The sequence below is a fragment of the Polaromonas sp. YR568 genome (assembly GCF_943371715.1).
Lineage (GTDB): Bacteria > Pseudomonadota > Gammaproteobacteria > Burkholderiales > Burkholderiaceae_C > Polaromonas.
In genome coordinates, this window is record NZ_CALRVW010000023.1 from 36,532 (window position 1) to 58,571 (window position 22,040).

Annotated in this window: 21 protein-coding genes; 1 reads left to right on the forward strand and 20 read right to left on the reverse strand. The window is 63.9% G+C overall.

Translation table 11 applies throughout. From position 1 onward, the window contains the following. Positions 1-37: 37 nt before the first annotated feature. From trpA to AAG813_RS15575, 20 genes are all read right to left on the reverse strand, one after another. Positions 38-871: a tryptophan synthase subunit alpha gene (gene trpA, locus AAG813_RS15480; protein WP_341916570.1), complete on the reverse strand. Its 834-nt coding sequence runs from the start codon at positions 869-871 to the stop codon at positions 38-40. Further along, complete coding sequence (trpB, locus tag AAG813_RS15485; protein ID WP_341916571.1) at positions 868-2,136, reverse strand: tryptophan synthase subunit beta; 1,269 nt, start codon at positions 2,134-2,136, stop codon at positions 868-870. Before trpB ends, trpA begins: the two co-directional genes overlap by 4 nt. Continuing rightward, positions 2,114-2,833 carry a phosphoribosylanthranilate isomerase gene (locus AAG813_RS15490; RefSeq protein WP_341916595.1) on the reverse strand — a complete coding sequence of 240 codons (720 nt, stop codon included), beginning with the start codon at positions 2,831-2,833 and terminating at the stop codon, positions 2,114-2,116. Before AAG813_RS15490 ends, trpB begins: the two co-directional genes overlap by 23 nt. 2 nt (positions 2,834-2,835) lie before the next feature. After that, positions 2,836-3,618, reverse strand: coding sequence for a tRNA pseudouridine(38-40) synthase TruA (gene truA / locus AAG813_RS15495; RefSeq protein WP_341916572.1), 783 nt, complete (start codon positions 3,616-3,618; stop codon positions 2,836-2,838). A gap of 31 nt (positions 3,619-3,649) precedes the next feature. Then, a complete protein-coding gene (locus AAG813_RS15500; RefSeq protein WP_341916573.1) occupies positions 3,650-6,331 on the reverse strand; it encodes a FimV/HubP family polar landmark protein in 2,682 nt (893 codons plus the stop codon). A 251-nt stretch (positions 6,332-6,582) separates the two neighbouring features. After that, the gene (gene asd / locus AAG813_RS15505) at positions 6,583-7,722 is read right to left on the reverse strand and encodes an aspartate-semialdehyde dehydrogenase (protein WP_341916574.1); all 1,140 of its coding nucleotides are present in this window, start codon (positions 7,720-7,722) and stop codon (positions 6,583-6,585) included. A 287-nt stretch (positions 7,723-8,009) separates the two neighbouring features. Then, positions 8,010-9,086, reverse strand: coding sequence for a 3-isopropylmalate dehydrogenase (leuB, locus tag AAG813_RS15510; protein WP_341916575.1), 1,077 nt, complete (start codon positions 9,084-9,086; stop codon positions 8,010-8,012). 87 nt (positions 9,087-9,173) lie between these two features. Next, positions 9,174-9,824 (reverse strand): 3-isopropylmalate dehydratase small subunit, encoded by a 651-nt coding sequence (gene leuD, locus AAG813_RS15515; RefSeq protein ID WP_341916576.1) that lies wholly within the window; start codon positions 9,822-9,824, stop codon positions 9,174-9,176. A 10-nt stretch (positions 9,825-9,834) separates the two neighbouring features. Next, on the reverse strand, positions 9,835-11,256 hold the full coding sequence (gene leuC, locus AAG813_RS15520; RefSeq protein ID WP_341916577.1) for a 3-isopropylmalate dehydratase large subunit: 1,422 nt from the start codon (positions 11,254-11,256) through the stop codon (positions 9,835-9,837). Positions 11,257-11,287: 31 nt separating this feature from the next. Further along, positions 11,288-12,232 (reverse strand): LysR family transcriptional regulator, encoded by a 945-nt coding sequence (locus AAG813_RS15525; RefSeq protein ID WP_341916578.1) that lies wholly within the window; start codon positions 12,230-12,232, stop codon positions 11,288-11,290. A 197-nt stretch (positions 12,233-12,429) separates the two neighbouring features. Next, positions 12,430-12,810: a hypothetical protein gene (locus AAG813_RS15530; RefSeq protein ID WP_341916579.1), complete on the reverse strand. Its 381-nt coding sequence runs from the start codon at positions 12,808-12,810 to the stop codon at positions 12,430-12,432. A 105-nt stretch (positions 12,811-12,915) separates the two neighbouring features. Further along, complete coding sequence (gene gltA, locus AAG813_RS15535; RefSeq protein ID WP_341916580.1) at positions 12,916-14,226, reverse strand: citrate synthase; 1,311 nt, start codon at positions 14,224-14,226, stop codon at positions 12,916-12,918. 22 nt (positions 14,227-14,248) lie between these two features. Continuing rightward, a complete protein-coding gene (locus AAG813_RS15540) occupies positions 14,249-14,572 on the reverse strand; it encodes a succinate dehydrogenase assembly factor 2 (protein WP_341916581.1) in 324 nt (107 codons plus the stop codon). 25 nt (positions 14,573-14,597) lie between these two features. Continuing rightward, on the reverse strand, positions 14,598-15,302 hold the full coding sequence (locus AAG813_RS15545; RefSeq protein ID WP_096698760.1) for a succinate dehydrogenase iron-sulfur subunit: 705 nt from the start codon (positions 15,300-15,302) through the stop codon (positions 14,598-14,600). Positions 15,303-15,333: 31 nt separating this feature from the next. Next, on the reverse strand, positions 15,334-17,127 hold the full coding sequence (gene sdhA / locus AAG813_RS15550; protein WP_341916582.1) for a succinate dehydrogenase flavoprotein subunit: 1,794 nt from the start codon (positions 17,125-17,127) through the stop codon (positions 15,334-15,336). 51 nt (positions 17,128-17,178) lie between these two features. After that, positions 17,179-17,544: a succinate dehydrogenase, hydrophobic membrane anchor protein gene (gene sdhD / locus AAG813_RS15555; protein ID WP_300514842.1), complete on the reverse strand. Its 366-nt coding sequence runs from the start codon at positions 17,542-17,544 to the stop codon at positions 17,179-17,181. 16 nt (positions 17,545-17,560) lie between these two features. After that, the gene (gene sdhC, locus AAG813_RS15560) at positions 17,561-18,004 is read right to left on the reverse strand and encodes a succinate dehydrogenase, cytochrome b556 subunit (RefSeq protein WP_293593615.1); all 444 of its coding nucleotides are present in this window, start codon (positions 18,002-18,004) and stop codon (positions 17,561-17,563) included. Between the two features lie 214 nt (positions 18,005-18,218). Then, complete coding sequence (locus AAG813_RS15565; RefSeq protein WP_341916583.1) at positions 18,219-19,802, reverse strand: cryptochrome/photolyase family protein; 1,584 nt, start codon at positions 19,800-19,802, stop codon at positions 18,219-18,221. A gap of 55 nt (positions 19,803-19,857) precedes the next feature. Further along, positions 19,858-20,037: a DUF2256 domain-containing protein gene (locus tag AAG813_RS15570; protein ID WP_341916584.1), complete on the reverse strand. Its 180-nt coding sequence runs from the start codon at positions 20,035-20,037 to the stop codon at positions 19,858-19,860. An 8-nt stretch (positions 20,038-20,045) separates the two neighbouring features. Further along, entirely contained in the window at positions 20,046-20,816 is a 771-nt protein-coding gene (locus AAG813_RS15575) for a GntR family transcriptional regulator (protein WP_341916585.1), read from the reverse strand. Between the two features lie 224 nt (positions 20,817-21,040). Between AAG813_RS15575 and AAG813_RS15580 the strand changes: the two genes are divergently transcribed. Further along, positions 21,041-22,027: a malate dehydrogenase gene (locus AAG813_RS15580; RefSeq protein WP_341916586.1), complete on the forward strand. Its 987-nt coding sequence runs from the start codon at positions 21,041-21,043 to the stop codon at positions 22,025-22,027. Positions 22,028-22,040 lie beyond the last annotated feature (13 nt).

Consider the following 22,040-nt stretch of genomic DNA (forward strand, 5'->3'; position numbering starts at 1 on the left):
GGCCGCGCGCAGGGGTCAAACCGGTAAAGAAAGGGGATTATGCGCTGTCTCCGGACCCGGCCGGGGCGTCCAGCGCCTGCCGGATGCCGGCCAGAAAATCACGCACCAGCGGCACCACTTCCCCGCGCGGCTGGTCGGTGATCAGCTGGATGATGCGGCTGCCGATGACCACGGCGTCGGCGACCCGGCTGATGGCTTTGGCGGTCGCGGCGTCGCGGATGCCGAAGCCGACGCCGACCGGGATGCTGACGTGCTGGCGTATGCGCGGCAGCATGGCCTCGACGGCGCCCAGGTCCAGCGTACCGGCCCCGGTCACACCCTTGAGCGAGACGTAATAGACATAACCGCTGGCGACTTCGGCAATCTGCGCCATGCGTTCATCGGTGCTGGTCGGGGCCAGCAGGAAGATCAGGTCCATGCCGTGGCTGCGCAGCGTGCCGGCAAAGGCCACACATTCCTCGGGCGGGTAGTCCACCACCAGCACGCCGTCCACGCCGGCTGCGGCGGCGTCGCGCACAAAGGCGTTTTTGCCACGCTTGAGGTCGTAGGCTTCGATCGGGTTGGCATAACCCATGAGCACCACCGGCGTCTTGTCGTCTTTCTGGCGGAACACCCGCACCATCTCCACCACCTGCGCCAGGCCGATGCCCATGGCCAGGGCTTGGTCGCCAGCTTTCTGGATCACCGGGCCGTCGGCGCTCGGGTCGGAAAAGGGCACGCCGAGCTCGATCACGTCGGCACCGCCGGCCACCATGCCGTGCATGAGCTCGGGCGTGATGTCGGCAAACGGGAAGCCGCCTGTGACGTAGGGAATCAGGGCCTTGCGGTTCTGGGCCTTGAGCGCAGCGAAGGTGGTCGCGATGCGGCTCATCGCAGCACCTCCACCACGCTGACGCCGCCTTTGACACTCAGGCCCTGGCACGATGGCCTGCAATAGAAGTCCGCCTTGGACAGATCAGCGACGGTGCCGATGTCCTTGTCGCCGCGGCCGGACAGGTTGACCAGGATGGACTGGTCGCTGCGCATGGTAGCGGCGAGTTTCATGGCGTAGGCCACGGCATGGCTGGACTCCAGCGCGGGAATGATGCCTTCGGTGCGGCACAGGTAATGGAAGGCCGAGAGCGCCTCGGCATCGGTGATGCCGACATATTCAGCGCGGCCGATGTCCTTGAGGAAGGCGTGTTCGGGGCCGACACCGGGGTAGTCCAGGCCGGCGCTGATGCTGTGCGTCTCGGTGACCTGGCCGTCCTCATTCTGCAGCACATAGGTGCGGTTGCCGTGCAACACGCCGGGTACGCCGCGTTGCAGCGAGGCCGAATGTTTGCCGCTGTCCATGCCTTCGCCGGCAGCTTCGACACCGATCAGGCGTGTGGCTTCGTGCGAAATATAGGGATGGAAAATGCCCATGGCGTTGCTGCCGCCGCCGACGCAGGCAATCACCGCGTCCGGCTGTTTGCCGCTGGTCATTTCCGGCATTTGTACGAGGCATTCCTCGCCGATCACACTCTGGAAGTCGCGCACCATCATCGGATAGGGGTGCGGGCCGGCGACCGTGCCGATGATGTAGAAGGTGTTGTCCACGTTGGCGACCCAGTCGCGCATGGCCTCGTTGAGCGCGTCTTTCAGCGTCTTGCTGCCGGACTCGACCGGCACCACGGTGGCGCCGAGCAGCTTCATGCGGTAGACATTGGGGCTCTGGCGCTTGACGTCCTCGCTGCCCATGTAGACCACACATTCAAGGCCGTAACGCGCGCAGATGGTGGCGGTGGCCACGCCGTGCTGGCCGGCGCCGGTTTCGGCGATGATGCGCGGTTTGCCCATGCGCCGGGCCAGCATGGCCTGACCGATGGTGTTGTTGATCTTGTGCGCGCCGGTGTGGTTCAGGTCTTCGCGCTTGAGGTAGATCTGCGCGCCACCCTGCTCACGGCTCATGCGGGCGGCATGGTAGATCGGAGAGGGGCGGCCTACGAAATGCTTGAGCTCGTAGTGGAATTCCGTGAGGAAGGCCGGGTCGTGCTGGTATTTCGCGTACGCGGCCTTGAGTTCGTTGATCGCGTGGGTCAGCGTTTCGGAAACAAAACTGCCGCCGTAAATCCCGAAGTGGCCCGTCGGGTCAGGTTGCTGGTAGGTGTACATGGTTTTTTGCAAGTAAGTCGTCGGCGGCACGAACGGCTGCGACGAACTGATGGATTTTGTCGGCGCTTTTGATTCCCTTGAGGGTGGCCCCTCCGGTAGTGGAAATCTCGACGCCCGAACTGACATCGACGGCCAGCGTCTTACAACGCGGCCGCACTTGCAAAATGCCATCGGTCACATTTGCAGGTGTGAGTCCACCAGACAAAACGAGGTGAGCGTTGACGCTTGGAGGAAGAAGTGACCAATTGAATGTTTTTCCGCCGCCCCCGAATCCGTCGACATGGGCGTCGAGCAGGATGGCCTGGGCAGCCTTGAAGTCTTCCGCGTATTTTACGAGATCAAAAGCGGCACTCCCCTCGGCGGGGTTTTCGTCCAGGGGAATACGTGCCGCGCGCAGGAAGGGACGCCCGGCCCGCAGGCAGGCCTCGGGCGTTTCATCACCATGAAATTGAATCAGGGCCGTTGGTACACGGGCGCAGGCAGCTATGATTTCAGGAGCATCTGCGTTGACGAAAAGCAGGACCGGTGTGACAAAGGGCGGCAGACAGCTGGCCAGCTCGGCGGCGCGTTCCGCGCTGACGCTGCGCGGACTGGGCGCGTACATGACAAAACCCACGGCATCGGCGCCGGCCGCCACGGCGGCATCCACGTCCTCTTCGCGCGTGAGGCCGCAGATCTTGATACGAGTCCTGTGCATGGTCATGGCAGCCAATCATAGGCTGGTGTGCGTTCCGGCAGGCCATAACGGGTCTCGTAACGCGGACCCAGAAAATACAGGCCATCGGGCGAAAAGGTCGGTGCGGCCACGTCCCTGCGGCGTGCGGCCAGCACCTCGGCGATCCAGTCGGGGGGGTGCTGGCCCTGTCCGACGGCGACCAGGCAACCCATGATGTTGCGGATCATGTGGTGCAGGAAGGCATTGGCTTCGAACTCGAAGCGCCAGTAGCCTGCCCGTTGCGAAATCTCGATGCGGCTGATGGTTTTGACCGGCGATTTCGCCTGGCACTGTGCCGCGCGGAAGGAGCTGAAGTCGTGTTCACCCAGCAGGTGGGTAATGGCTGCGCGTATGGCTGCCGCATCCATTGGCCGGTAGACCCAGCCGACCCGGCCGGCCTCGACACTGGGGCGCACTGGTGACTCCAGCAACACGTAGGCATAACGCCGGCTAATCGCACTGCCGCGGCAATGAAACTCGGCGGGCACCTCACGCGCCCATTGCACGGCGATGTCGCGGGGCAAAAAGGCGTTGGTGCCGCGCACCCAGGAGGGCAGCTCGCGCTGCAGGGGGGTATCGAAGTGAACCACCTGCATCAGGGCGTGAACCCCGGCATCGGTGCGCCCGGCGCACAGGGTTCGTAAAGGCTGGGCGGCGAACTTGCCCAGCGCCTTTTCCAGCCGGTCCTGCACCGTGTTGCCCGAGAGCTGGCTTTGCCAGCCCTCGTAAGCGGTGCCGCTGTAGCTCAGTCCCAGAGCGATCCTCACGGGCAGCCCTCAGGGGAAAGGTGCAAGGGGGTCAGGCCAGGGCGTTAAGAAAGGCCTGGGCCTTGCTCTTGAGCGAGCCGCTGGATTGCGCCAGCACTTCCTCGGCCAGCGAGCGGGCGCCATCGACATCGCCAATCGCGCGGAACTCTTCGGCCAGCGCAAACTTGGTTTCCAATGGATCGTCGCTGTCCTCCGACGGTGCCAGCGCGCCTGCTGCGGTGATTTTCTGGCTTTCGGTGGACGGGCCATCGAGATCGAGCGACAGGGCGCCCATATCAAATTCAAGCATGCCGCCAGAGGTGTCGAGATCTGCGGCACCCGTGCTCAGGGTGGCTGGTTCGGTGGCGAAGTTCAGGTTGTTGCCCGCTGCGGGCGAGGCAACGGGGGCCGCGGCTTTCACCGGAGCCGGCGCCGCAACAGGCAGGGTGAAACTCGCAGGACTGAAGTCCAGGCTGTTGTCGTCGGTTGCAGGGGCTGGTGCAACCGCAGCCGGCTTGGCCAGGACGGGTTGAACCGGCGCCACCGGGGCCGGTGTGGCCACGGCTGCTGGCGCAGCGGGTTCGTCGCCGAGCGAAAAATCCAGGTCCAGGTCGAAATCCACGGCCGCAGCCGCCGGCTCTGGCGCCGGGCTGGCAGCCTGGGCCAGGGTTGGGCCAGCGGCCAATCCGGCGGCGCTGGCGCCGGCAACCGCCATGCTGCTGCTTGCGGCGGCAGACACCGGTTGTCCACCAGGCTGGTACATGGGGTTGGCGGGGTCGAGCTCACGGCCCATTTCAGCCATGTGTGCCCACTCAGCGCCCTGTCCGCGGGTCAGGGTGAACGCCTCGCTTGCCACCATTTCAAACGCCTTGGTGTCGCGGCGTTTGGCATAAATCTCCATCAGCTTCGCATGGATGGCCACACGGGTGGGACTCACACGGATGGCTTCCTTGAGAATTTCCTCGGCCTGGAGGTCACGACCGTAAGCCAGGTAAACATCGGCTTCAGCCACCGGGTCCACATCACCGGCGGCATCGAGCTGGCTCGGTGAATACACCATCGACGAGCCCGTGACATTGGCCTCGTTGGTGTCAATGCGCTGGCCGCCGCTGGCGCCGAAGAAGGAGTCGGGCTGCAGGCGGCTTTCGAGGAAGGAGCTGTCGACCGAGACGGCATTTTTGCGCTGGCGGGAGCGGTACACGCCGAAGGCTGCCAGAAGCACGAGCAAGGCAGCGCCGCCTGCCAGCATCATCGGGTTCTCGAGCAGTTCGTCGATCAGGCTGGGTTCCGGCGGCGGAGGAGGAATGACGACCGGCTTTTTCACGGGCGCCGGGGCTGCTGCAATCACCGGTGCGGGGGCGCTGGCAGTTGCAGCGGGTGCCACGGCCTCACTTGCCGGACTCGCTGCGGGCATGGCGACAGGGGCCGAAGCCGCGGGAGCTGCAGCAGGCAAAGCGCCGGGTGCTGCCGATACGGCTGCCGGTGTTGTCACGGCCAGTCCCGGCGTTGCAGGGGTGGCGGGGGCGGGTGCCACGGGGGGCGTGGCAGGCGTCGCCGGAGCGGCTGGCGCTGCAGGCGCTGCAGGCGCACTGGTTAGCTTGTTCAGGTCGCTGATGTTTTTCGACAGCTCGGCCACACGGGCAGCCGCTTCCTTGGCCTGGCGTTCCTGCGCGATTTTTTCTTCGGCCGCTGCCTTGCTCTGGACTGCACCTTTGGAGAGGGTCAGCTTGTCTGGCGTGGCTGCGGCAGGTGCCTTGTCCTCGACCTTGGCCTGGACCTGGCCCGCGGCCCTGCGGTCCGCGCCGGCGACCTGGGTCGTTGGCGCGCCTTCGGCCAGCTTGCGGCGGAATTCGTTGAAGTCCTTGCTCTGGGCAACAATCGTTCGACTTGCTTCGGCGGCGGGGACGTATTCCGCCTGGTCGCCCGTTGGGACTTCCAGGACGGCGCCGGACTTGAGGCGGTTCACGTTACCGCCTATGAAGGCATCGGGGTTGCTGCGCAGCAGTGCGACCAGCATCTGGTCCAGCGACACGCTGGCCGGTTTGGCCTGCGCTGCAATTTTTCCGGCGGTGTCGCCAGGCTTGACAACAATTTTCTGGCCATCGGCGGAGGCTTGCCGCTCGGCGGGTACGGGCGGTGGCGCAGGCGCCTTGGCCACCGGAGCCGGCCTGGAAGGTGGCGGGCTCGGAGGGGAATACGGTGCGGGCGCGACCGCCGGCCGCGGTGGCGCCGGCAAGGAGGCCACAGGAGGCGGGGCGGCAGGCCGCGAAAGGACAGGTGCGGTCGGGGCCGGCATGGCCGGCGCAGCGGCCTGGCGCAGGTTCGGTGGATCAAACAGCATCGTGTAGTCACGCACGATGCGCCCGGAGGCCCAGCGGGCCTCGAGAATCAGGTCGACAAATGGTTCGCTGACGGGCCGGTCGCTGCTGAGGCGCAGGAAAGACCGGCCATCGGCACGGCGCTGCAGGCTGATCTGGACATTGGCCACGGCCGCTGTGTATTCCAGGCCGGCGGCCTTGAAGGCATCGGCGTTGGCGACGCTGGCCCGCAGGGAGGCGGCTTCGTCGGCGCTGATTTCGACGATCTCGATTTCTGCCCGCAGGGGTTCACCCAAGGCGGACTGGACGATGACCCGGCCCAGCCCAAGAGCATGTGCAGGCAAGGTGGCAAAGCTGCCCAAAACAGCCATGGCAGCCGCCACGGCTCCCATGCGCCAACGGACGGGTTGAGTCATGGGAATTGGAGCCTCCGGTGCCCGGGTTGCATTAAATTTTATTCTGCTGGTCCGCACAAAAACCTCAACGCTAATTTTCGACAAAACAACATTAACATCAAGGCATTAGGCTGACAAGCTAAGACAGCACTTAAGTTTTGACACCCCGGGTTAGCATCAACTTACAACTTCCAGATGTTGCCTGACGACAACGGGCTGTCACAAGTGGTTACGGGTGGTGGCCGGGCATCACCAGCCACCCCTTCCTGATTTCAGGCCTGCAGCAGGATGCGCAGCATGCGGCGCAAGGGCTCTGCCGCACCCCACAACAACTGGTCGCCAACCGTGAAGGCGCCCAGGTAATCCGGCCCCATGGCCAGCTTGCGCAGACGGCCGACCGGAATGGCCATGGTGCCGGTCACAGCGACCGGCGTCAGGTCGGTGATGCTGGCTTCGCGGGTGTTCGGCACCACCTTGACCCACGCGTTGTCGGCGGCAATCATGGCCTCGATGTCGGCCAGCGGCACGTCTTTCTTGAGCTTGAAGGTCAGCGCCTGGCTGTGGCAACGCATCGCGCCTATGCGTACACAGAAACCGTCCACCGGGGTTTCGGCGGTGCCGAAGCTGGCGCCCTGGCCCAGGATCTTGTTGGTTTCGGCGCCGCCTTTCCACTCTTCCTTGCTCATGCCGTTGCCCAGATCCTTGTCGATCCAGGGGATCAGCGAGCCGCCGAGCGGCACGCCGAAGTTGGCGGTTTCTGCAGCGGACAGCGATTGCTGCTTGGCCAGCACGCGGCGGTCAATTTCAAGAATGGCCGATTTCGGATCGTCGAGCAGTGCGCGCACTTCGGCGTTGAGCATTCCGTACTGGGTCAGCAATTCGCGCATGTGCTGGGCACCGCCGCCGGAGGCTGCCTGGTAGGTCATGCTGGTCATCCACTCGACCAGGCCGGCCTTGTACAGCGCGCCCACACCCATCAGCATGCAACTGACGGTGCAGTTGCCGCCAATCCAGTTTCTGCCGCCCTTGGCCAGCGCGTTCTGGATCACCGGCAGGTTGACCGGGTCCAGCACGATGATGGCGTCGTCGTTCATGCGCAGCGTGGAGGCCGCGTCGATCCAGTGACCGGTCCAGCCGGCGGCGCGCAGCTTGGGGTAGACCTCAGAGGTGTAGTCCCCGCCCTGGGCGGTGATGATCACGTCACACTTCTTCAGGGCATCGATGTCGAACGCGTCTTTCAGCGTGGTTTCGTTTTTCGCCTGCGCCGGGGCTTTGCCGCCGGCGTTCGAGGTCGAAAAGAAGACCGGTTCGATCAGGTCGAAGTCGCCTTCGGCCTGCATGCGGTCGATCAGCACCGAGCCGACCATGCCGCGCCAGCCGACGAGTCCCGTGAGATTGCCCTTGAGTTTCATGATGCGCCCTTCAAAAAGTCAAAAAATGAAGCTTTTCGGCCCGGCTCATCGAGCCGGCAGGGCACGACGAACCAGGCTTGCTAGCCTTTAATGGTGGTCGTTTTGGTGGTCTGGGCAAAAACCGGCGCAGCGCTGATCGCGCGCGAAGCGGCGACGGAGCGGGGGAAAGCGGGGTTTTTGCTCATGGAGCTATTGTAATCACGGCCGGCCGGCCCGGCGCCGCGGGGCGCCATTTGCCGGTTTGGCTTGTGGCTGCCAGCCAACGCCGAAGCGTCGGCGGCGAGTTTTCAGGACTGGCTCAGCGCCTTGACGACAGCGTCCCCCATCTGCACCGTGCCGACCTTGGTCGTGCCTTCGCTGTAGATGTCGGGCGTGCGCAGGCCCTGCGTCAACACCGCGTCCACGGCTTTTTCGATGCGCGTCGCGGCTTCCGGCTGGTTCAGGCTGAAACGCAGCATCATGGCCGCGCTCAAAATCGTGGCCAGCGGATTGGCCACACCCTTGCCGGCGATGTCGGGTGCGCTGCCGTGGCTGGGTTCGTACAGGCCCTGGTTTTTCGTGTTCAGGCTGGCCGAAGGCAGCATGCCGATGGAGCCGGTCAGCATGGCGGCCGCGTCGCTGAGGATGTCGCCGAACATGTTGCCGGTCACCACCACGTCGAACTTTTTCGGCGCCTTGACCAGCTGCATGGCGGCGTTGTCCACATACATGTGGTCCAGCGCGACGTCGGGGTACTGCAGCCCGACTTCAGTGACGATGTCTTTCCAGAACTGGAAGGTTTCCAGCACATTGGCCTTGTCCACGCTTGTCACGCGGCTGCCGCGCTTGCGCGCCGCCTGGAAGGCGACATGGGCGATGCGTTCGATTTCGGGGCGCGAATAACGCATGGTGTCAAACGCTTCCTCGCTGCCGGGGAAGTGGCCGTCGGTGGCGGTTCGGCGGCCGCGCGGCTGGCCGAAGTAGATGTCGCCGGTCAGCTCGCGGACGATCAGGATGTCCAGGCCGGACACCAGTTCGCGCTTCAGGCTGGAAGCATCCACCAGCTGGGGGTAACAGATGGCGGGCCGGAAGTTGGCGAACAGGCCCAGGTTCTTGCGCAGGCCCAGGATGGCCTGTTCGGGGCGCAGCGGGCGATCCAGCTTGTCGTACTTCCAGTCGCCGACGGCGCCGAACAGGACCGCGTCGGAAGCCTGCGCGAGTTTCAGGGTGGCGTCGGGCAGCGGATGGCCGTGGGCTTCATAGGCGGCGCCTCCGACCAGCGCGGTTTCCATCTCGAATTTCAGGTCCAGGGCCTGCAGGACCTTGACGGCCTCGGCGACGATTTCGGTGCCGATGCCGTCACCGGGAAGAATTGCGATTTTCATGCTTGCTCTTTATTTGATAGCTGTTGGCGCCCGTCCCATAAGGGCTGGGGGCAATTTTTACTTGTAAGAAACCGGGAAACCGGGAAGTCAGGCGATCAGGGTATGCGCCAGCCAGGGCTTGGTCGCCAGACGTTCGGCTTCAAAGGCCTTGATCTTGTCGCTCTGGCGCAGGGTCAGGCCGATGTCGTCGTAGCCGCCGAGCAGGCAGAATTTCTTGAAGGCCTGCACTTCGAAGGGAAGCTCTTCGCCCTGCGGCTTGATCACCACCTGGCGCTCGAGGTCGATGGTGAGCTGGTAGCCGGGGAAGGCCAGCGCCTCGTCGAACAGCTGGCTGACCTGCGCCTCGCTCAGCACGATGGGCAGCAGGCCGTTCTTGAAGCTGTTGTTGAAAAAGATGTCGGCGTAGCTCGGCGCGATGATGGCGCGAAAGCCGTACTGGTCCAGTGCCCAGGGTGCGTGCTCGCGCGAGGAGCCGCAGCCGAAGTTCTTGCGCGCCAGCAGGATGGAGGCGCCCTGGTAACGCGGCTGGTTCAGCACGAAGTCCGGGTTGGGTTTGCGTGTGGCCGGGTCCTGGCCGGGAAAGCCGGGGTCGAGGTAGCGCCAGGCGTCGAACAGGTTGGGGCCGAAGCCGGTCTTGCGGATGGACTTGAGGAACTGCTTGGGAATGATCGCGTCGGTGTCAACGTTCTCGCGGTCCATCGGGGCGACCAGGCCTTTGTGTACGGTGAATTTCTGCATGATGTGACTCTCAGGAGAATTTGCGAATATCGACGAAGTGGCCGTGTACCGCGGCGGCGGCGGCCATGGCCGGACTCACCAGGTGGGTGCGGCCGCCGGCGCCCTGCCGGCCTTCGAAGTTGCGGTTGCTGGTGGAGGCGCAACGCTCGCCCGGCTCGAGCCGGTCGGCATTCATCGCCAGGCACATGGAGCAGCCAGGCTCGCGCCACTCGAAGCCCGCGGCGACAAAAATCTTGTCCAGGCCTTCGCGCTCGGCCTGTTCCTTGACCAGGCCGGAACCGGGTACCACCATGGCGAGCTTGACGTTGCCGGCGACCTTCTTGCCGATTTTCTGGAGGATGGCCGCCGCTTCGCGCATGTCCTCGATGCGGCTGTTGGTGCAGGAGCCGATGAAGACCTTGTCGATGAGGATGTCGTTGATCGCCTTGCCGGGCTGCAGGCCCATGTAGGTCAGGGCGCGTTCGATCGCGTCGCGCTTGTTCGCGTCTTTTTCCTTGTCCGGGTCGGGCACGCGGTCGTCGATGGACAGCACCATCTCGGGTGAGGTACCCCAGGTGACCTGCGGACGGATCTGGCTCGCATCGAGCTGCACCACGGTGTCGAACACGGCATCGGCATCGGACTGCAGCGTGCTCCAGTACTGCACCGCCTGGTCCCACTCCACGCCGCTGGGGGCCAGCGGCTTGCCCTTGACGTAGGCAATGGTCTTGGCATCCACCGCCACCAGGCCGGCACGGGCACCGGCCTCGATGGCCATGTTGCAGACCGTCATGCGGCCTTCCATGCTCAGCGCGCGTATCGCGGGGCCACCGAACTCAATCGTGTAGCCGGTGCCGCCCGCGGTGCCGATCTTGCCGATGATGGCGAGCACGATGTCCTTGCCGGTCAGGCCCGGGGCCAGCATGCCGTCCACCCGGACCAGCATGTTTTTGGCTTTTTTGGCGAGCAGGGTCTGCGTGGCCATCACGTGTTCGACTTCGCTGGTGCCGATGCCGTGCGCCAGTGCGCCAAACGCGCCGTGGGTCGAGGTGTGCGAATCGCCGCAGACCACCGTCATGCCCGGCAGGGTGGCGCCGGTCTCGGGCCCCATGACATGCACGATGCCCTGGCGCTTGGACAGGAAGGGGAAGTAGGCGGCCGCACCGAACTCGGCGATGTTGCTGTCCAGCGTGGTGATCTGCTCCTTGCTGACCAGGTCGGTGATGCCGTCGTAGCCGAGCTCCCAGCCGGTGGTCGGCGTGTTGTGGTCGGCGGTGGCGACGATGGAGCTGATGCGCCAGACCTTGCGCCCGGCCTCGCGCAGGCCCTCAAAGGCCTGCGGGCTGGTGACTTCATGCACCAGGTGCCGGTCGATGTAGAGGATGGCGGTGCCGTCTTCCTCGGTGTGGACGACGTGTTCGTCCCAGATCTTGTCGTAGAGGGTGCGTCCCATGGTGTTTTCCTTCGTGGTCTGTCTGTCGATTTTAAGTGGGGAGGGGGGCGTTGTCTGGCGTCACCGCACGCGCAGTGAGGTGGTCGACCAGCAGGCGGGCGGTGACGGGCAGGCTGGAAAAATCGCGCGCCACCAGGGCGATCTGGCGCGACGCCCAGGCATCGGTCAGCGCCACCGATTCGAGTTCGCCGACGCCGTGCATCAGCTCGAACGCCCGCTGGGGCATCACGCCGACGCCCAGGCCGTTGTGGATCATGCGGCACATCGCGTCCAGCCCGGTCACATGGATGCGCAGCTTGATCGTGCGGCCGGCCTGTGCCGCGGCACCGCGCATCGCCAGATAGATGGAACTGTTCGAATGCAGGCCAACGTGGTCGAAATCGAGGCTGTCCGCAAAAGCGATGCTGTCCTGCGTGCCCAGCACATGGCCGCGCGGCACGATCATCACGAGGCGGTCCTGGCGGTAGGGCAGGGTCTGCAGCTTGCCAATGCCGTCGGCCGTGTTGCAGATGCCAAGATCGGCCGCGCCTTCCTGCACCGCGCGCACGACTTCCGTGCTCAGGTGCTCCTCGAGGTCGATCTTGACCTCCGGGTGCTGGCTGATGAAGGTGCCCAGGTCTTCGGGCAGGAACTGCACGATGGCCGAGATGCTGGCGTGCACGCGCACATGGCCGCGCACGCCGGCCGCGTATTCGCTGAGCTCGCCCTGCATTTTCTCGAGGCTGAACAGCACCGAACGGGCATGGTGCAGCAGGCTTTGTCCGGCGGGCGTCAGGTCCACGCCGCGTGTGTGGCGGTAGAGCAGGGGCGTGTCGAGCGCGGCTTCGAGGTCGGAGAGGCGTTTGCTGACGGCCGACGCGGCAATGAATTCCCGCTCCGCCGCCTTGCCGATGCTGCCAAGCTCACACACGGCCACAAACAATTGCAGCGACGTGAGGTCCATCCGGCGGGCGAAATTGCGTTCTGAGTTGCTCATCAAAAGAGGTCAAAGTCATCGTGGTTCACGATGTTTGCCTATTTTGACCTCTTTGTGCGGGCTTGGTCATCGTGGAATGCGATGGCTGTCTTGCCTGCTGGCTGGGTCTTCCTGGCCCCCCCGTGGGGAAGCTTTCAGGTGTTTTTGGCTTCCAGCCCAGCAGGGATGGGCGCAAGCAGCTACTGAATCAATAGCAATCAGTCGATGATCTTGCCGGGATCGAGCGCCCGCACCCGGTGGTCCACGTTGTAGCCGCCGAACTCGGTGTAGCGCAGCAGGTGCCGCTCGCAGCGGCCGCAATGCCAGACCTCGCAGCGGTTGTAGGGGAAAAAACCGACAGCCACCGGGGCATCTGGCGCGTCATAACGTGTGCCCTGAGGGTGTTTTTCTTCCAGCGTGGGTTCGTCCACGGCGGGGTCGCGCAAGGTGGCGACCAGGCTCATCTGCCCGGCTTCCCAGCGGTACTCGGCCAGGCTCTCCCAGCCGGCGCAGGCGCCCAGCGCGCAATCGCAGGCGCGGGGCGCGGTGGGGCGGGTGATGGCCGAACGCAGTTCGGCGGCAGTCCGGATGAATGTCAAGGGTGAACTCCTCAGGTGGTCCTCATGTGGCCTCACATGGCCAGAGCCGTAAAAAAGCCCGCCCCTGTTGCCACGGGCGGGCCGGATCTCAGGCGTGCAGGCGGATCAGCGTGCGTTGATCGGCTTGACGTCGCGCTGGACCGAACCGTTGAACAGCTGGCGCGGACGGCCGATTTTGTACTCGGGGTCGCCGATCATCTCGTTGAGCTGGGCGATCCAGCCGACCGTGCGGGCCAGCGCGAAGATCGCGGTGAACAGCGGCACCGGGATGCCGATGGCGCGCTGCACGATGCCGGAGTAGAAGTCGACGTTGGGGTAGAGCTTGCGCGAAACGAAGTATTCGTCTTCCAGGGCAATCTTTTCCAGCGCCATGGCCAGCTTGAACAGCGGGTCGTTTTCCAGGCCCATCTCCTGCAGCACTTCCTTGCAGGTTTCCTGCATCAGCTTGGCGCGCGGGTCGTAGTTCTTGTAGACGCGGTGGCCAAAACCCATGAGCTTGACGCCGGAGTTCTTGTCCTTGACCTGCTTGATGAACTCGCCGATGTTCTCGATGCCGCCGTTCTTCTGGATGTCGCCCAGCATGTTGAGGGCCGCTTCGTTGGCACCGCCGTGGGCCGGGCCCCAGAGGCAGGCCACACCGGCTGCAATCGCTGCAAACGGGTTGGTGCCGGACGAGCCGCACAGGCGCACGGTGGAGGTGGATGCGTTCTGTTCGTGGTCGGCATGCAGGATGAAGATGCGGTCCAGCGCGCGTTCGAGCACCGGGTTGACCTTGTACTCCTCGCACGGCGTGGCAAACATCATGTGCAGGAAGTTGCCGGCGTAGCTCAGGTCGTTCTTCGGGTACATGTAGGGCTGACCCACGGTGTACTTGTAGGCCATGGCGACCAGGGTCGGCATCTTGGCGATCAGGCGGATCGCGGCAATCTCGCGGTGCTCGGGATTGGTGATGTCGGTGCTGTCATGGTAGAAGGCCGACAGGGCGCCGACCAGGCCGGTCATGATGGCCATCGGGTGCGCGTCACGGCGGAAGCCGCGCAGGAAAAACTGCATCTGCTCGTTGACCATGGTGTGGTTGGTCACGCGGCCGACGAAATCCCGTTTCTGGTCAGCCTTGGGCAGTTCGCCGTAGAGCAGCAGGTGGCAGGTTTCGAGGTAATCGCAGTTGGTGGCCAGCTGCTCGATCGGGTAGCCGCGGTACAGCAGCTCGCCCTTGTCACCGTCGATGTAGGTGATGGCCGACTGGCAGGCTGCGGTGGACAGAAAGCCCGGATCGTAGGTGAACATCCCGGTCTGCGCATACAGCTTGCGGATGTCCACGACGTCGGGGCCCACGCTGCCGTGGTACACCGGCAAATCAACACTGGGGCTGCCGTTGCTGAAGGACAGGGTGGCTTTGTTGTCAGCTAGCTTCATTTCTTGCGTCTTTCTTGTCAAATCAAAGGGGGTCGGTCAACGGGGCTGTCGCTGCGGCGCGAATCAAGTTTAAGACCTGCAGGGCCTCGTAAGTAGATGCACTTACCTGCGCGTCCGCTTCTGAAAGCTGGCTGGGTTCCCGACGTTGTAGCAGAAGGTCCAGCAAATCGTTGTCAGACAGATCCATTAAATCATTCAGGCCTTTAGCCTGGCTGACGGTCAGCGTGGCTTCATGGCGCCTGAAGAACTTTTCGATCAGCAGGTCGTTCTCCAGCAAACCCCGGCGGCAACGCCATTTGAGTTTGCTCAGGGCCCGTTCGCCAAGCAGTTCGTCGGTTGCGTTCATGGCCACAGTCTGAATTGATGCGTGTTTAGACCGTGCGAAGGACCATCATTTCCTTGATCTTGCCGATGGCCTTACTGGGGTTCAGACCCTTGGGGCAGACATCGACGCAGTTCATGATGGTGTGGCAGCGGAACAGGCGGTAGGGGTCTTCGAGGTTGTCCAGGCGGTCGGCGGTGGCCTCGTCGCGGCTGTCCGCAATGAAGCGGTAGGCCTGCAGCAGGCCGGCCGGGCCGACAAACTTGTCCGGGTTCCACCAGAAGCTGGGGCAGGACGTCGAGCAGCTCGCGCACAGGATGCACTCGTACAGGCCGTTGAGTTCGTCGCGTTCCTCGGGGCTTTGCAGGCGCTCTTTTTCGGGCGGCACGTTGTCGTTGATCAGGTAGGGCTTGATCGAGTTGTACTGCTTGAAGAAGTCCGTCATGTCGACGATCAGGTCGCGCACCACCGGCAGGCCGGGCAGGGGCTTGAGCACGATCGTCCCAGGCAGCGTGCGCATGTTGGTCAGGCAGGCCAGGCCGTTCTTGCCGTTGATGTTCATCGCGTCTGAACCGCACACGCCTTCGCGGCAGGAGCGGCGGAAGGAAATGGTCGGGTCCTGCGCCTTGAGTTTCATCAGCGCGTCCAGCAACATGCGTTCGCTGCCGTCAAGCTCGACCTCGATGGTCTGCATGTAAGGCTTGGCGTCGGTGTCGGGGTCGTAGCGGTAAATCTGGAAAGTACGTTTGGACATGGAGGTTCTCGCTGATCTTGTTGGCTTGGGCTTAGAAGCTGCGCACGGTGAGCGGCACGGAGTCGACCGTCAGCGGCTTCATCTGCACCGGTTTGTAGGCCAGGCGGCTGCCTTCGCTGTACCACAGGGTGTGCTTGTGCCAGTCGGTGTCGTTGCGGCCATTCGGGTGTTGCGGCGTGTCGCCGTAATCGTCCACCGAATGCGCGCCGCGGCTTTCGTGGCGGGCCGCGGCTGAAACGATGGTGGCCTGCGCCGCCTCGATCAGGTTCTCGACTTCCAGCGCCTCGATGCGCGCGGTGTTGAAGATTTTCGACTTGTCCTTCAGGCCGATATTGCTCACGCGCTTGCGCAGTTCGGCGATCTTGGCGACACCGGCGTCCATGATGGCCTGGGTGCGGAACACGCCGGCATGCTGCTGCATGGCTGCGCGGATGTCGTTGGCCACGTCCTGGGCGTATTCGCCGTCGGTCGCGTTGTCCAGGCGGGCGATGCGCGCCAGCGTGGCGTCGGCCGCATCGGCAGGCAGGGACTTGTGGGTGGTGGTCTTGTTGAACTCGACGATGTGGTTGCCGGCGGCGCGGCCGAACACCAGCAGGTCCAGCAGCGAGTTGGTGCCCAGGCGGTTGGCGCCGTGCACGCTGACGCAGGCGCATTCACCGACCGCGTACAGGCCGTTGACAACCTGGCTCTTGTTGTCGGCGTCCTGGGTGACCACCTGGCCGTGGATGTTGGTCGGAATGCCGCCCATCTGGTAGTGGATGGTGGGCACCACGGGAATCGGTTCCTTGGTGATGTCGACGTTGGCAAAGTTGTGGCCGATCTCGAACACCGAGGGTAGGCGCTTCATGATGGTCTCGGCGCCCAGGTGGGTCATGTCGAGGTTGATGTAGTCCTTGTTCGGACCGCAGCCGCGACCTTCCTTGATTTCCTGGTCCATGCAGCGCGAGACATAGTCGCGTGGTGCCAGATCCTTGTAGGCCGGTGCGTAGCGTTCCATGAAACGCTCGCCGTTGCTGTTGCGCAAGATCGCGCCTTCGCCGCGGCAGCCTTCGGTCAGCAACACGCCGGCGCCATGCACGCCGGTCGGGTGAAACTGCCAGAACTCCATGTCTTCCAGCGGGATGCCGGCGCGCGCCGCCATGCCCAGGCCGTCGCCGGTGTTGATGAAGGCATTGGTCGATGCCGCAAAAATGCGGCCGGCGCCGCCAGTGGCCAGCAAGGTGGTCTTGGCTTCGAAGATGTGCACGTCGCCGGTTTCCATCTCGATGGCGGTCACGCCGACGACATCGCCGGCGGCATCACGGATCAGGTCCATCGCCAGCCATTCGACGAAGAAGCTGGTTTTTTCCTTGACGTTCTGCTGGTACAGCGTGTGCAGCATGGCATGACCGGTGCGGTCGGCTGCGGCGCAGGCGCGCTGCACCGGCTTTTCGCCGTAGTTGGCGGTGTGGCCGCCGAAGGGGCGTTGGTAAATCGTGCCGTCGGGGTTGCGGTCGAAAGGCATGCCCATGTGCTCGAGGTCGTACACGACCTTGGGCGCTTCGCGGCACATGTACTCGATCGCATCCTGGTCGCCGAGCCAGTCGGAACCCTTGACGGTATCGTAGAAATGGTAGTGCCAGTTGTCTTCGGACATGTTGCCGAGCGAGGCGCCAATGCCGCCCTGGGCCGCCACCGTGTGCGAGCGCGTCGGGAACACCTTGGAGAGCACGGCCACGTTCAGGCCGGCACGCGCCAGCTGCAGCGAGGCGCGCATGCCGGAGCCGCCGGCCCCGACGATCACCACGTCAAATTTGCGTTTGGGAAGCTTGGAGGATGCAGTCATGATTGCTTTTTCAAAAGTCGGTCGTCAAAAGTGAAGGCTCGGTTCCGGGGCTCAAAGGCGCCACAGCACCTGGATGCCCCAGCCGGCGCAGGCCACCAGCCACACGATCGTGAACACGTCCAGGGACAGCTTGAGCCACACCGGCTTGACGTAGTCCATCCAGATGTCGCGCATGCCGACCCACACGTGGTAAAGCAGCGCGAGGATCACGACAAAGGTCAGCACCTTCATCCACTGCGACGCAAAAATTCCGGCCCAGCGGTCATAACCGAGGGGCCCCTTGGTGAAGATCACCTGGGCCAGCAGCAGGACGGTAAAAAGGGCCATCAGGGCCGCGGTGACGCGCTGGGCCAGCCAGTCACGCGTGCCGTAATGCGCGCCGACAACGAGGCGCTTGGAGCCGTAGTTCACAGACATGGGTTGCTCCTTGTTATTAGTAGAGGCCGAACAGCTTGGCGCCCAGCACCAGCGTCAGCGCGATGCTCAGTGCCAGCGTGACCAGTGCGGTGCTTTTGCCGAATTCGTTGCTGAGCCTGTGGGTGGCGTCCATGTAGAGATGGCGCAGGCCGGCGATGAAGTGGTGCAGGTAGGCCCAGATCAGGGCGAGGGCCACCAGCTTCCAGATGAAGCCGGGCAAACCCAGCATGCCGATGTTGAAGGCCGCCTTGAACTTCTCGAATGAAATTTCGGAAGAAATCGAGGTGTCGAACATCCAGATGATGAAGGGCATCAGGATGAACATGATGGCGCCGCTGGCGCGGTGGAGGATGGACACCCAGGCCGCCGGTGTCATGCGGTAGGTGGTCAGGTCTTTAAAAGCGTTGATGTTGCGGAACTCGGGCCGCTTTGCACGCTGTTTGGATGCCAGCTCTGTCATTGTTGGGCTTTCGTGGGGAGAGGTCTGGTAACTGCCTGGTAACTGCCCGTGAAGCACGACGCAGTTACAACTGAAAACCTTCGAATTCTATTGCAACGCAGCATCCATCCAGCCTGCGTGAACCATGGGAGGAGGTTTTTGTCGGGAAAACGGGGCAAAAAGAGAGCCTGAACCCATCGGGGGCGCGCGAAGCCGGGGCAAGCTGACGCGAACATTACAGACTATCCAGTCCGGCCAGCATGTCTTGCGCCTGCGCGCGCAGTTGCTGCCTCTCCTGCGGCGCCATGCGTTGCAGGTGTTTGGTCATCAGCACCGTCCGCGGGTTGGCGGCCAGCGCCGTTTCGTGCCGGTCGAGAAAATTCCAGTACAGCGTGGTCATGGGGCAGGCCCTGGGGCCTGTCCGCGTGGCGGGCTCGTAATGGCAGCCATCGCAATAGTTGCTCATGCGTTTGACGTAAGCGCCGCTGGCCACATAGGGCTTGGAGGTAAAACGCCCGCCGTTGGCAAACAGCGCCATGCCGGCGGTGTTGGGCAGCTCCACCCATTCCACCGCATCCACGTAAACGGCCAGGTACCAGTCGCACAGCTGCTGCGGCTGGATCTGCGCCGTCACGCCAAACATGCCGGTGACCATCAGGCGCTGGATGTGGTGCGAGTAGCCGTTGGCCAGCGTCTGGCTGATGCACTGGTGCATGCAGTTCATCCGGGTCTCGCCGGTCCAGTACCAGGCGGGCAGGGGCCGGTCGTGGCCGAAGTGGTTGGCGGTCTTGAGGCCAGGCATGTCCAGGAAGTACACGCCGCGGATGAATTCGCGCCAGCCCAGCACCTGCCGGATGAACCCTTCCACGCTGGCCAGCTCCAGTCCGCGCGACCGGTAGGCCTGTTCCGCGGCGCGCACCACCTCCAGCGGGTTGAGCAGCTTGAGGTTGAGTGAACTCGACAGCAGCGCGTGCCAGCCAAAGTCCAGCCCGGTCCACATCGCGTCCTGGTGGGCGCCGAAGTGGGGCAGGCGGTGGCTGATGAAATCGTTCAGGGCTACCAGCGCCTGCGCGCGCGTCACTGGCCAGTTGAAACGTTGCAGGTCGCCGGGGTGGCCAGTGAACAGCCGCTCGACCAGGTCAATCACGTCCCGGGTGATGTTGTCCTGCGCGAACACGATGGGGCGGGGCACGTTCTGCGGACCGGACCGGCCAAAGCCCTTGCGGTTGTCGGCGTCGTAGTTCCATTGCCCGCCGGCCGGCTGTCCGTCGTCCATCAGCACCTGGTGCTGCTGACGCATCTTGCGGTAGAAAAACTCCATGCGCAGGCTGGCCGAGGGGCCGGCCCAGCGGCGGAACTGCGGCGGTGTGCACATGAAATGGCGGTCCTCGCGCCATTCCATCAAGGGACTCAACGGTCCATTCCCGGCGGCGGCCGGCAGGTTCGCGATGGAGGCAAGAGCGCTGTCCATCTGTCCGCGCACCCGCAGATCGCCCGGTTCCACGCCGATGACGCGTTCAGGCCGGTACAGGTCAAGGGCAGCACGCAGGCCGTCGGTGAGGGTGGCGTCACCTTCCGTATCGATGGAGCGGTAGGCCACCCGCCAGCCGCGCTGCCGGAGCGTGTCGGCGAAGTGACGCATGGCCGAGAGGAACAGCACCGTGCGCGCCTTGTGTGACCAGACATGGGTGGACTCTTCCCGTGCTTCGATCATCAGCACGACGTCCTGCGCCGGGTCCAGACCGTCAAAGGCCGCAGAGTCTTCGTCGAGCTGGTCGCCCAGGATCAGGATCAGGTGGCGGCAGGAAGCAGGGCGCATGGCCCCGATTGTCCGCAAAGCGGGGGGGCGTCAATGCCCCGCGGTGCAATACGGTTTATGTTTGGTCGGCTACTGCCGCCGGCTTTCCTGTTGCTGGTTTGTTGGCGCGGCAGGCCTGGGAGCAGTATTTCACCTCGTCCCAGTTTTTCGCCCAGCTTTTGCGCCAGCTCATCTGGCGGCCGCAGGCCAGGCAGGTCTTGCTGGGCAGTGACGCCTTGTTGCCCTTGAAACCCATGGCGGCTTTCAGCTCAGGCTGTTGCGGTAGTAGTGGGTGTCGGTGCGGTAATAACCGCGCCGCAATTCCATCGGCACATCGTTGTAGGTGTAGGCGATGCGCTCCACGCTCAGCAGCGGCGTGCCCTGCGGCACGTTAAGGAGCAGCTCGCGCCCGTCGGTGGCGGCCTCGGCGCGGATTTTTTCTTCGGCGCGAACCATGCGCACATTGAACTCGGTCTCAAACAGCGCGTACATCGGGCCGTGGTAGTCGGCCAGGCGCTCGGCGGTCAGGCCCTTGAACGGGGCGGCCGGCAACCAGAGGTCTTCCAGGATCGTCGGCGTGCCGGCAAAACTCAGCACGCGGCGGGCCTGCAGCACTGCGTCGCCGGTACGCAGCGCGAGCGCGCGGGCAATGTCGGCGCTGGCGCGCACGCGCCGGCAGTCGATGATGTCGCGCTGGGCCGGGCCTTCGCTGCCGGGCGTGCCGCTGTCGGGCACCAGTTTGAGGAAGCGGAACTGCACATGCTGCTCGGCGTGGGTGGCCACAAACGTGCCCTTGCCCTGGCGCCGCACCACCAGGTTGTCGGCGGCGAGTTCGTCGATGGCCTTGCGCACCGTGCCCTGGCTCACGCGGTAGCGGGCGGCCAGGTCCATCTCGGAGGGAATGGCTTCGCCCGGCTTCCACTCGCCCGATTGCAGGCTTTGCAGGATCAGGCCCTTGATCTGCTGGTACAACGGGCTGAAGGCCGGCGTGGCACCTGCAAAATCATCGGCGGATGGGGGAGGGAGGGCGGCCATGGAAGAGGGGGTGAGGAAGCGTCCAATCATATCTTATATAAGACATAAGACAAATTGACGCCTCCGGGTTTTCCAGCGTAAAATCTTGGGCTGAGTCGATCGCAAGGCTTTGCTCCGTGTGATGTATGTCACATGCGTCCGGGGCGCCTCAGGCTGCGCAAAACACTTCATTACTTCATCGTTACCCCTTCAACCGATTTTCAACCTTCCTGGAGTTCTCCATCATGAGCAAAAAACCCGTCCGTGTTGCCGTTACAGGGGCCGCTGGTCAAATCGGTTACGCACTGTTGTTCCGCATCGCTTCCGGCGAAATGCTGGGCAAGGACCAGCCGGTCATCCTGCAACTGCTGGAAGTGCCGGTGGAAGGCCCGCAAAAGGCGCTCAAGGGCGTGATGATGGAGCTTGACGATTGCGCCTTCCCGCTGCTGGCCGGCATGGAAGCCTATGACGATCCGATGAAGGCCTTCAAGGATGCCGACTACGCGCTGCTGGTCGGCTCGCGTCCGCGTGGCCCCGGCATGGAGCGTGCCGAACTGCTGGCCGTCAACGGCGCCATCTTCACCGCCCAGGGCAAGGCGCTCAACGCCGTGGCCAGCCGCAACGTCAAGGTGCTGGTGGTCGGCAACCCCGCCAACACCAATGCCTACATTGCGATGAAAAGCGCGCCAGACCTGCCACGCAAGAACTTCACCGCCATGCTGCGCCTGGACCACAACCGCGCTGCCAGCCAGCTTGCTGCCAAAACCGGCAAGGCCGTGGCGGACATCGAAAAACTCACTGTCTGGGGCAACCATTCCCCCACGATGTACGCCGACTACCGCTTTGCCACCATCAAGGGCGAAAGCGTCGCCAAGATGATCAACGACCAGGAATGGAACGCCAACGTGTTCCTGCCGACCGTCGGCAAACGCGGCGCCGCCATCATCGAAGCCCGCGGTTCGTCTTCGGCCGCCTCGGCCGCCAATGCGGCCATCGACCACATGCGCGACTGGGCGCTGGGCACCAACGGCAAATGGGTCACCATGGGCATTCCTTCCGACGGCCAATACGGCATTCCGAAGGACATCATGTTCGGCTTCCCCGTCACCTGCGAAGGTGGCGAGTACAAACTGGTCGAGGGTCTGGAGATCGACGCCTTCAGCCAGGAACGCATCAACAAGACCCTGGACGAGCTCAAGGGCGAGCAGGACGGCGTCAAGCACCTCCTCTGATCGCGCAGAAGCA

Bases quoted from the DNA above. Each gene is read 5' to 3' on its own strand.
- trpA (WP_341916570.1), bottom strand. From the start codon at position 871: ATGAGCCGCATCGCGACCACCTTCGCTGCGCTCAAGGCCCAGAACCGC.
- trpB (WP_341916571.1), bottom strand. From the start codon at position 2,136: ATGTACACCTACCAGCAACCTGACCCGACGGGCCACTTCGGGATTTAC.
- AAG813_RS15490 (WP_341916595.1), bottom strand. From the start codon at position 2,833: ATGCACAGGACTCGTATCAAGATCTGCGGCCTCACGCGCGAAGAGGAC.
- AAG813_RS15500 (WP_341916573.1), bottom strand. From the start codon at position 6,331: ATGACTCAACCCGTCCGTTGGCGCATGGGAGCCGTGGCGGCTGCCATG.
- asd (WP_341916574.1), bottom strand. From the start codon at position 7,722: ATGAAACTCAAGGGCAATCTCACGGGACTCGTCGGCTGGCGCGGCATG.
- leuB (WP_341916575.1), bottom strand. From the start codon at position 9,086: ATGAAAATCGCAATTCTTCCCGGTGACGGCATCGGCACCGAAATCGTC.
- leuD (WP_341916576.1), bottom strand. From the start codon at position 9,824: ATGCAGAAATTCACCGTACACAAAGGCCTGGTCGCCCCGATGGACCGC.
- leuC (WP_341916577.1), bottom strand. From the start codon at position 11,256: ATGGGACGCACCCTCTACGACAAGATCTGGGACGAACACGTCGTCCAC.
- AAG813_RS15525 (WP_341916578.1), bottom strand. From the start codon at position 12,232: ATGAGCAACTCAGAACGCAATTTCGCCCGCCGGATGGACCTCACGTCG.
- gltA (WP_341916580.1), bottom strand. From the start codon at position 14,226: ATGAAGCTAGCTGACAACAAAGCCACCCTGTCCTTCAGCAACGGCAGC.
- AAG813_RS15540 (WP_341916581.1), bottom strand. From the start codon at position 14,572: ATGAACGCAACCGACGAACTGCTTGGCGAACGGGCCCTGAGCAAACTC.
- AAG813_RS15545 (WP_096698760.1), bottom strand. From the start codon at position 15,302: ATGTCCAAACGTACTTTCCAGATTTACCGCTACGACCCCGACACCGAC.
- sdhA (WP_341916582.1), bottom strand. From the start codon at position 17,127: ATGACTGCATCCTCCAAGCTTCCCAAACGCAAATTTGACGTGGTGATC.
- sdhD (WP_300514842.1), bottom strand. From the start codon at position 17,544: ATGTCTGTGAACTACGGCTCCAAGCGCCTCGTTGTCGGCGCGCATTAC.
- sdhC (WP_293593615.1), bottom strand. From the start codon at position 18,004: ATGACAGAGCTGGCATCCAAACAGCGTGCAAAGCGGCCCGAGTTCCGC.
- AAG813_RS15565 (WP_341916583.1), bottom strand. From the start codon at position 19,802: ATGCGCCCTGCTTCCTGCCGCCACCTGATCCTGATCCTGGGCGACCAG.
- AAG813_RS15570 (WP_341916584.1), bottom strand. From the start codon at position 20,037: ATGGGTTTCAAGGGCAACAAGGCGTCACTGCCCAGCAAGACCTGCCTG.
- AAG813_RS15575 (WP_341916585.1), bottom strand. From the start codon at position 20,816: ATGGCCGCCCTCCCTCCCCCATCCGCCGATGATTTTGCAGGTGCCACG.
- AAG813_RS15580 (WP_341916586.1), top strand. From the start codon at position 21,041: ATGAGCAAAAAACCCGTCCGTGTTGCCGTTACAGGGGCCGCTGGTCAA.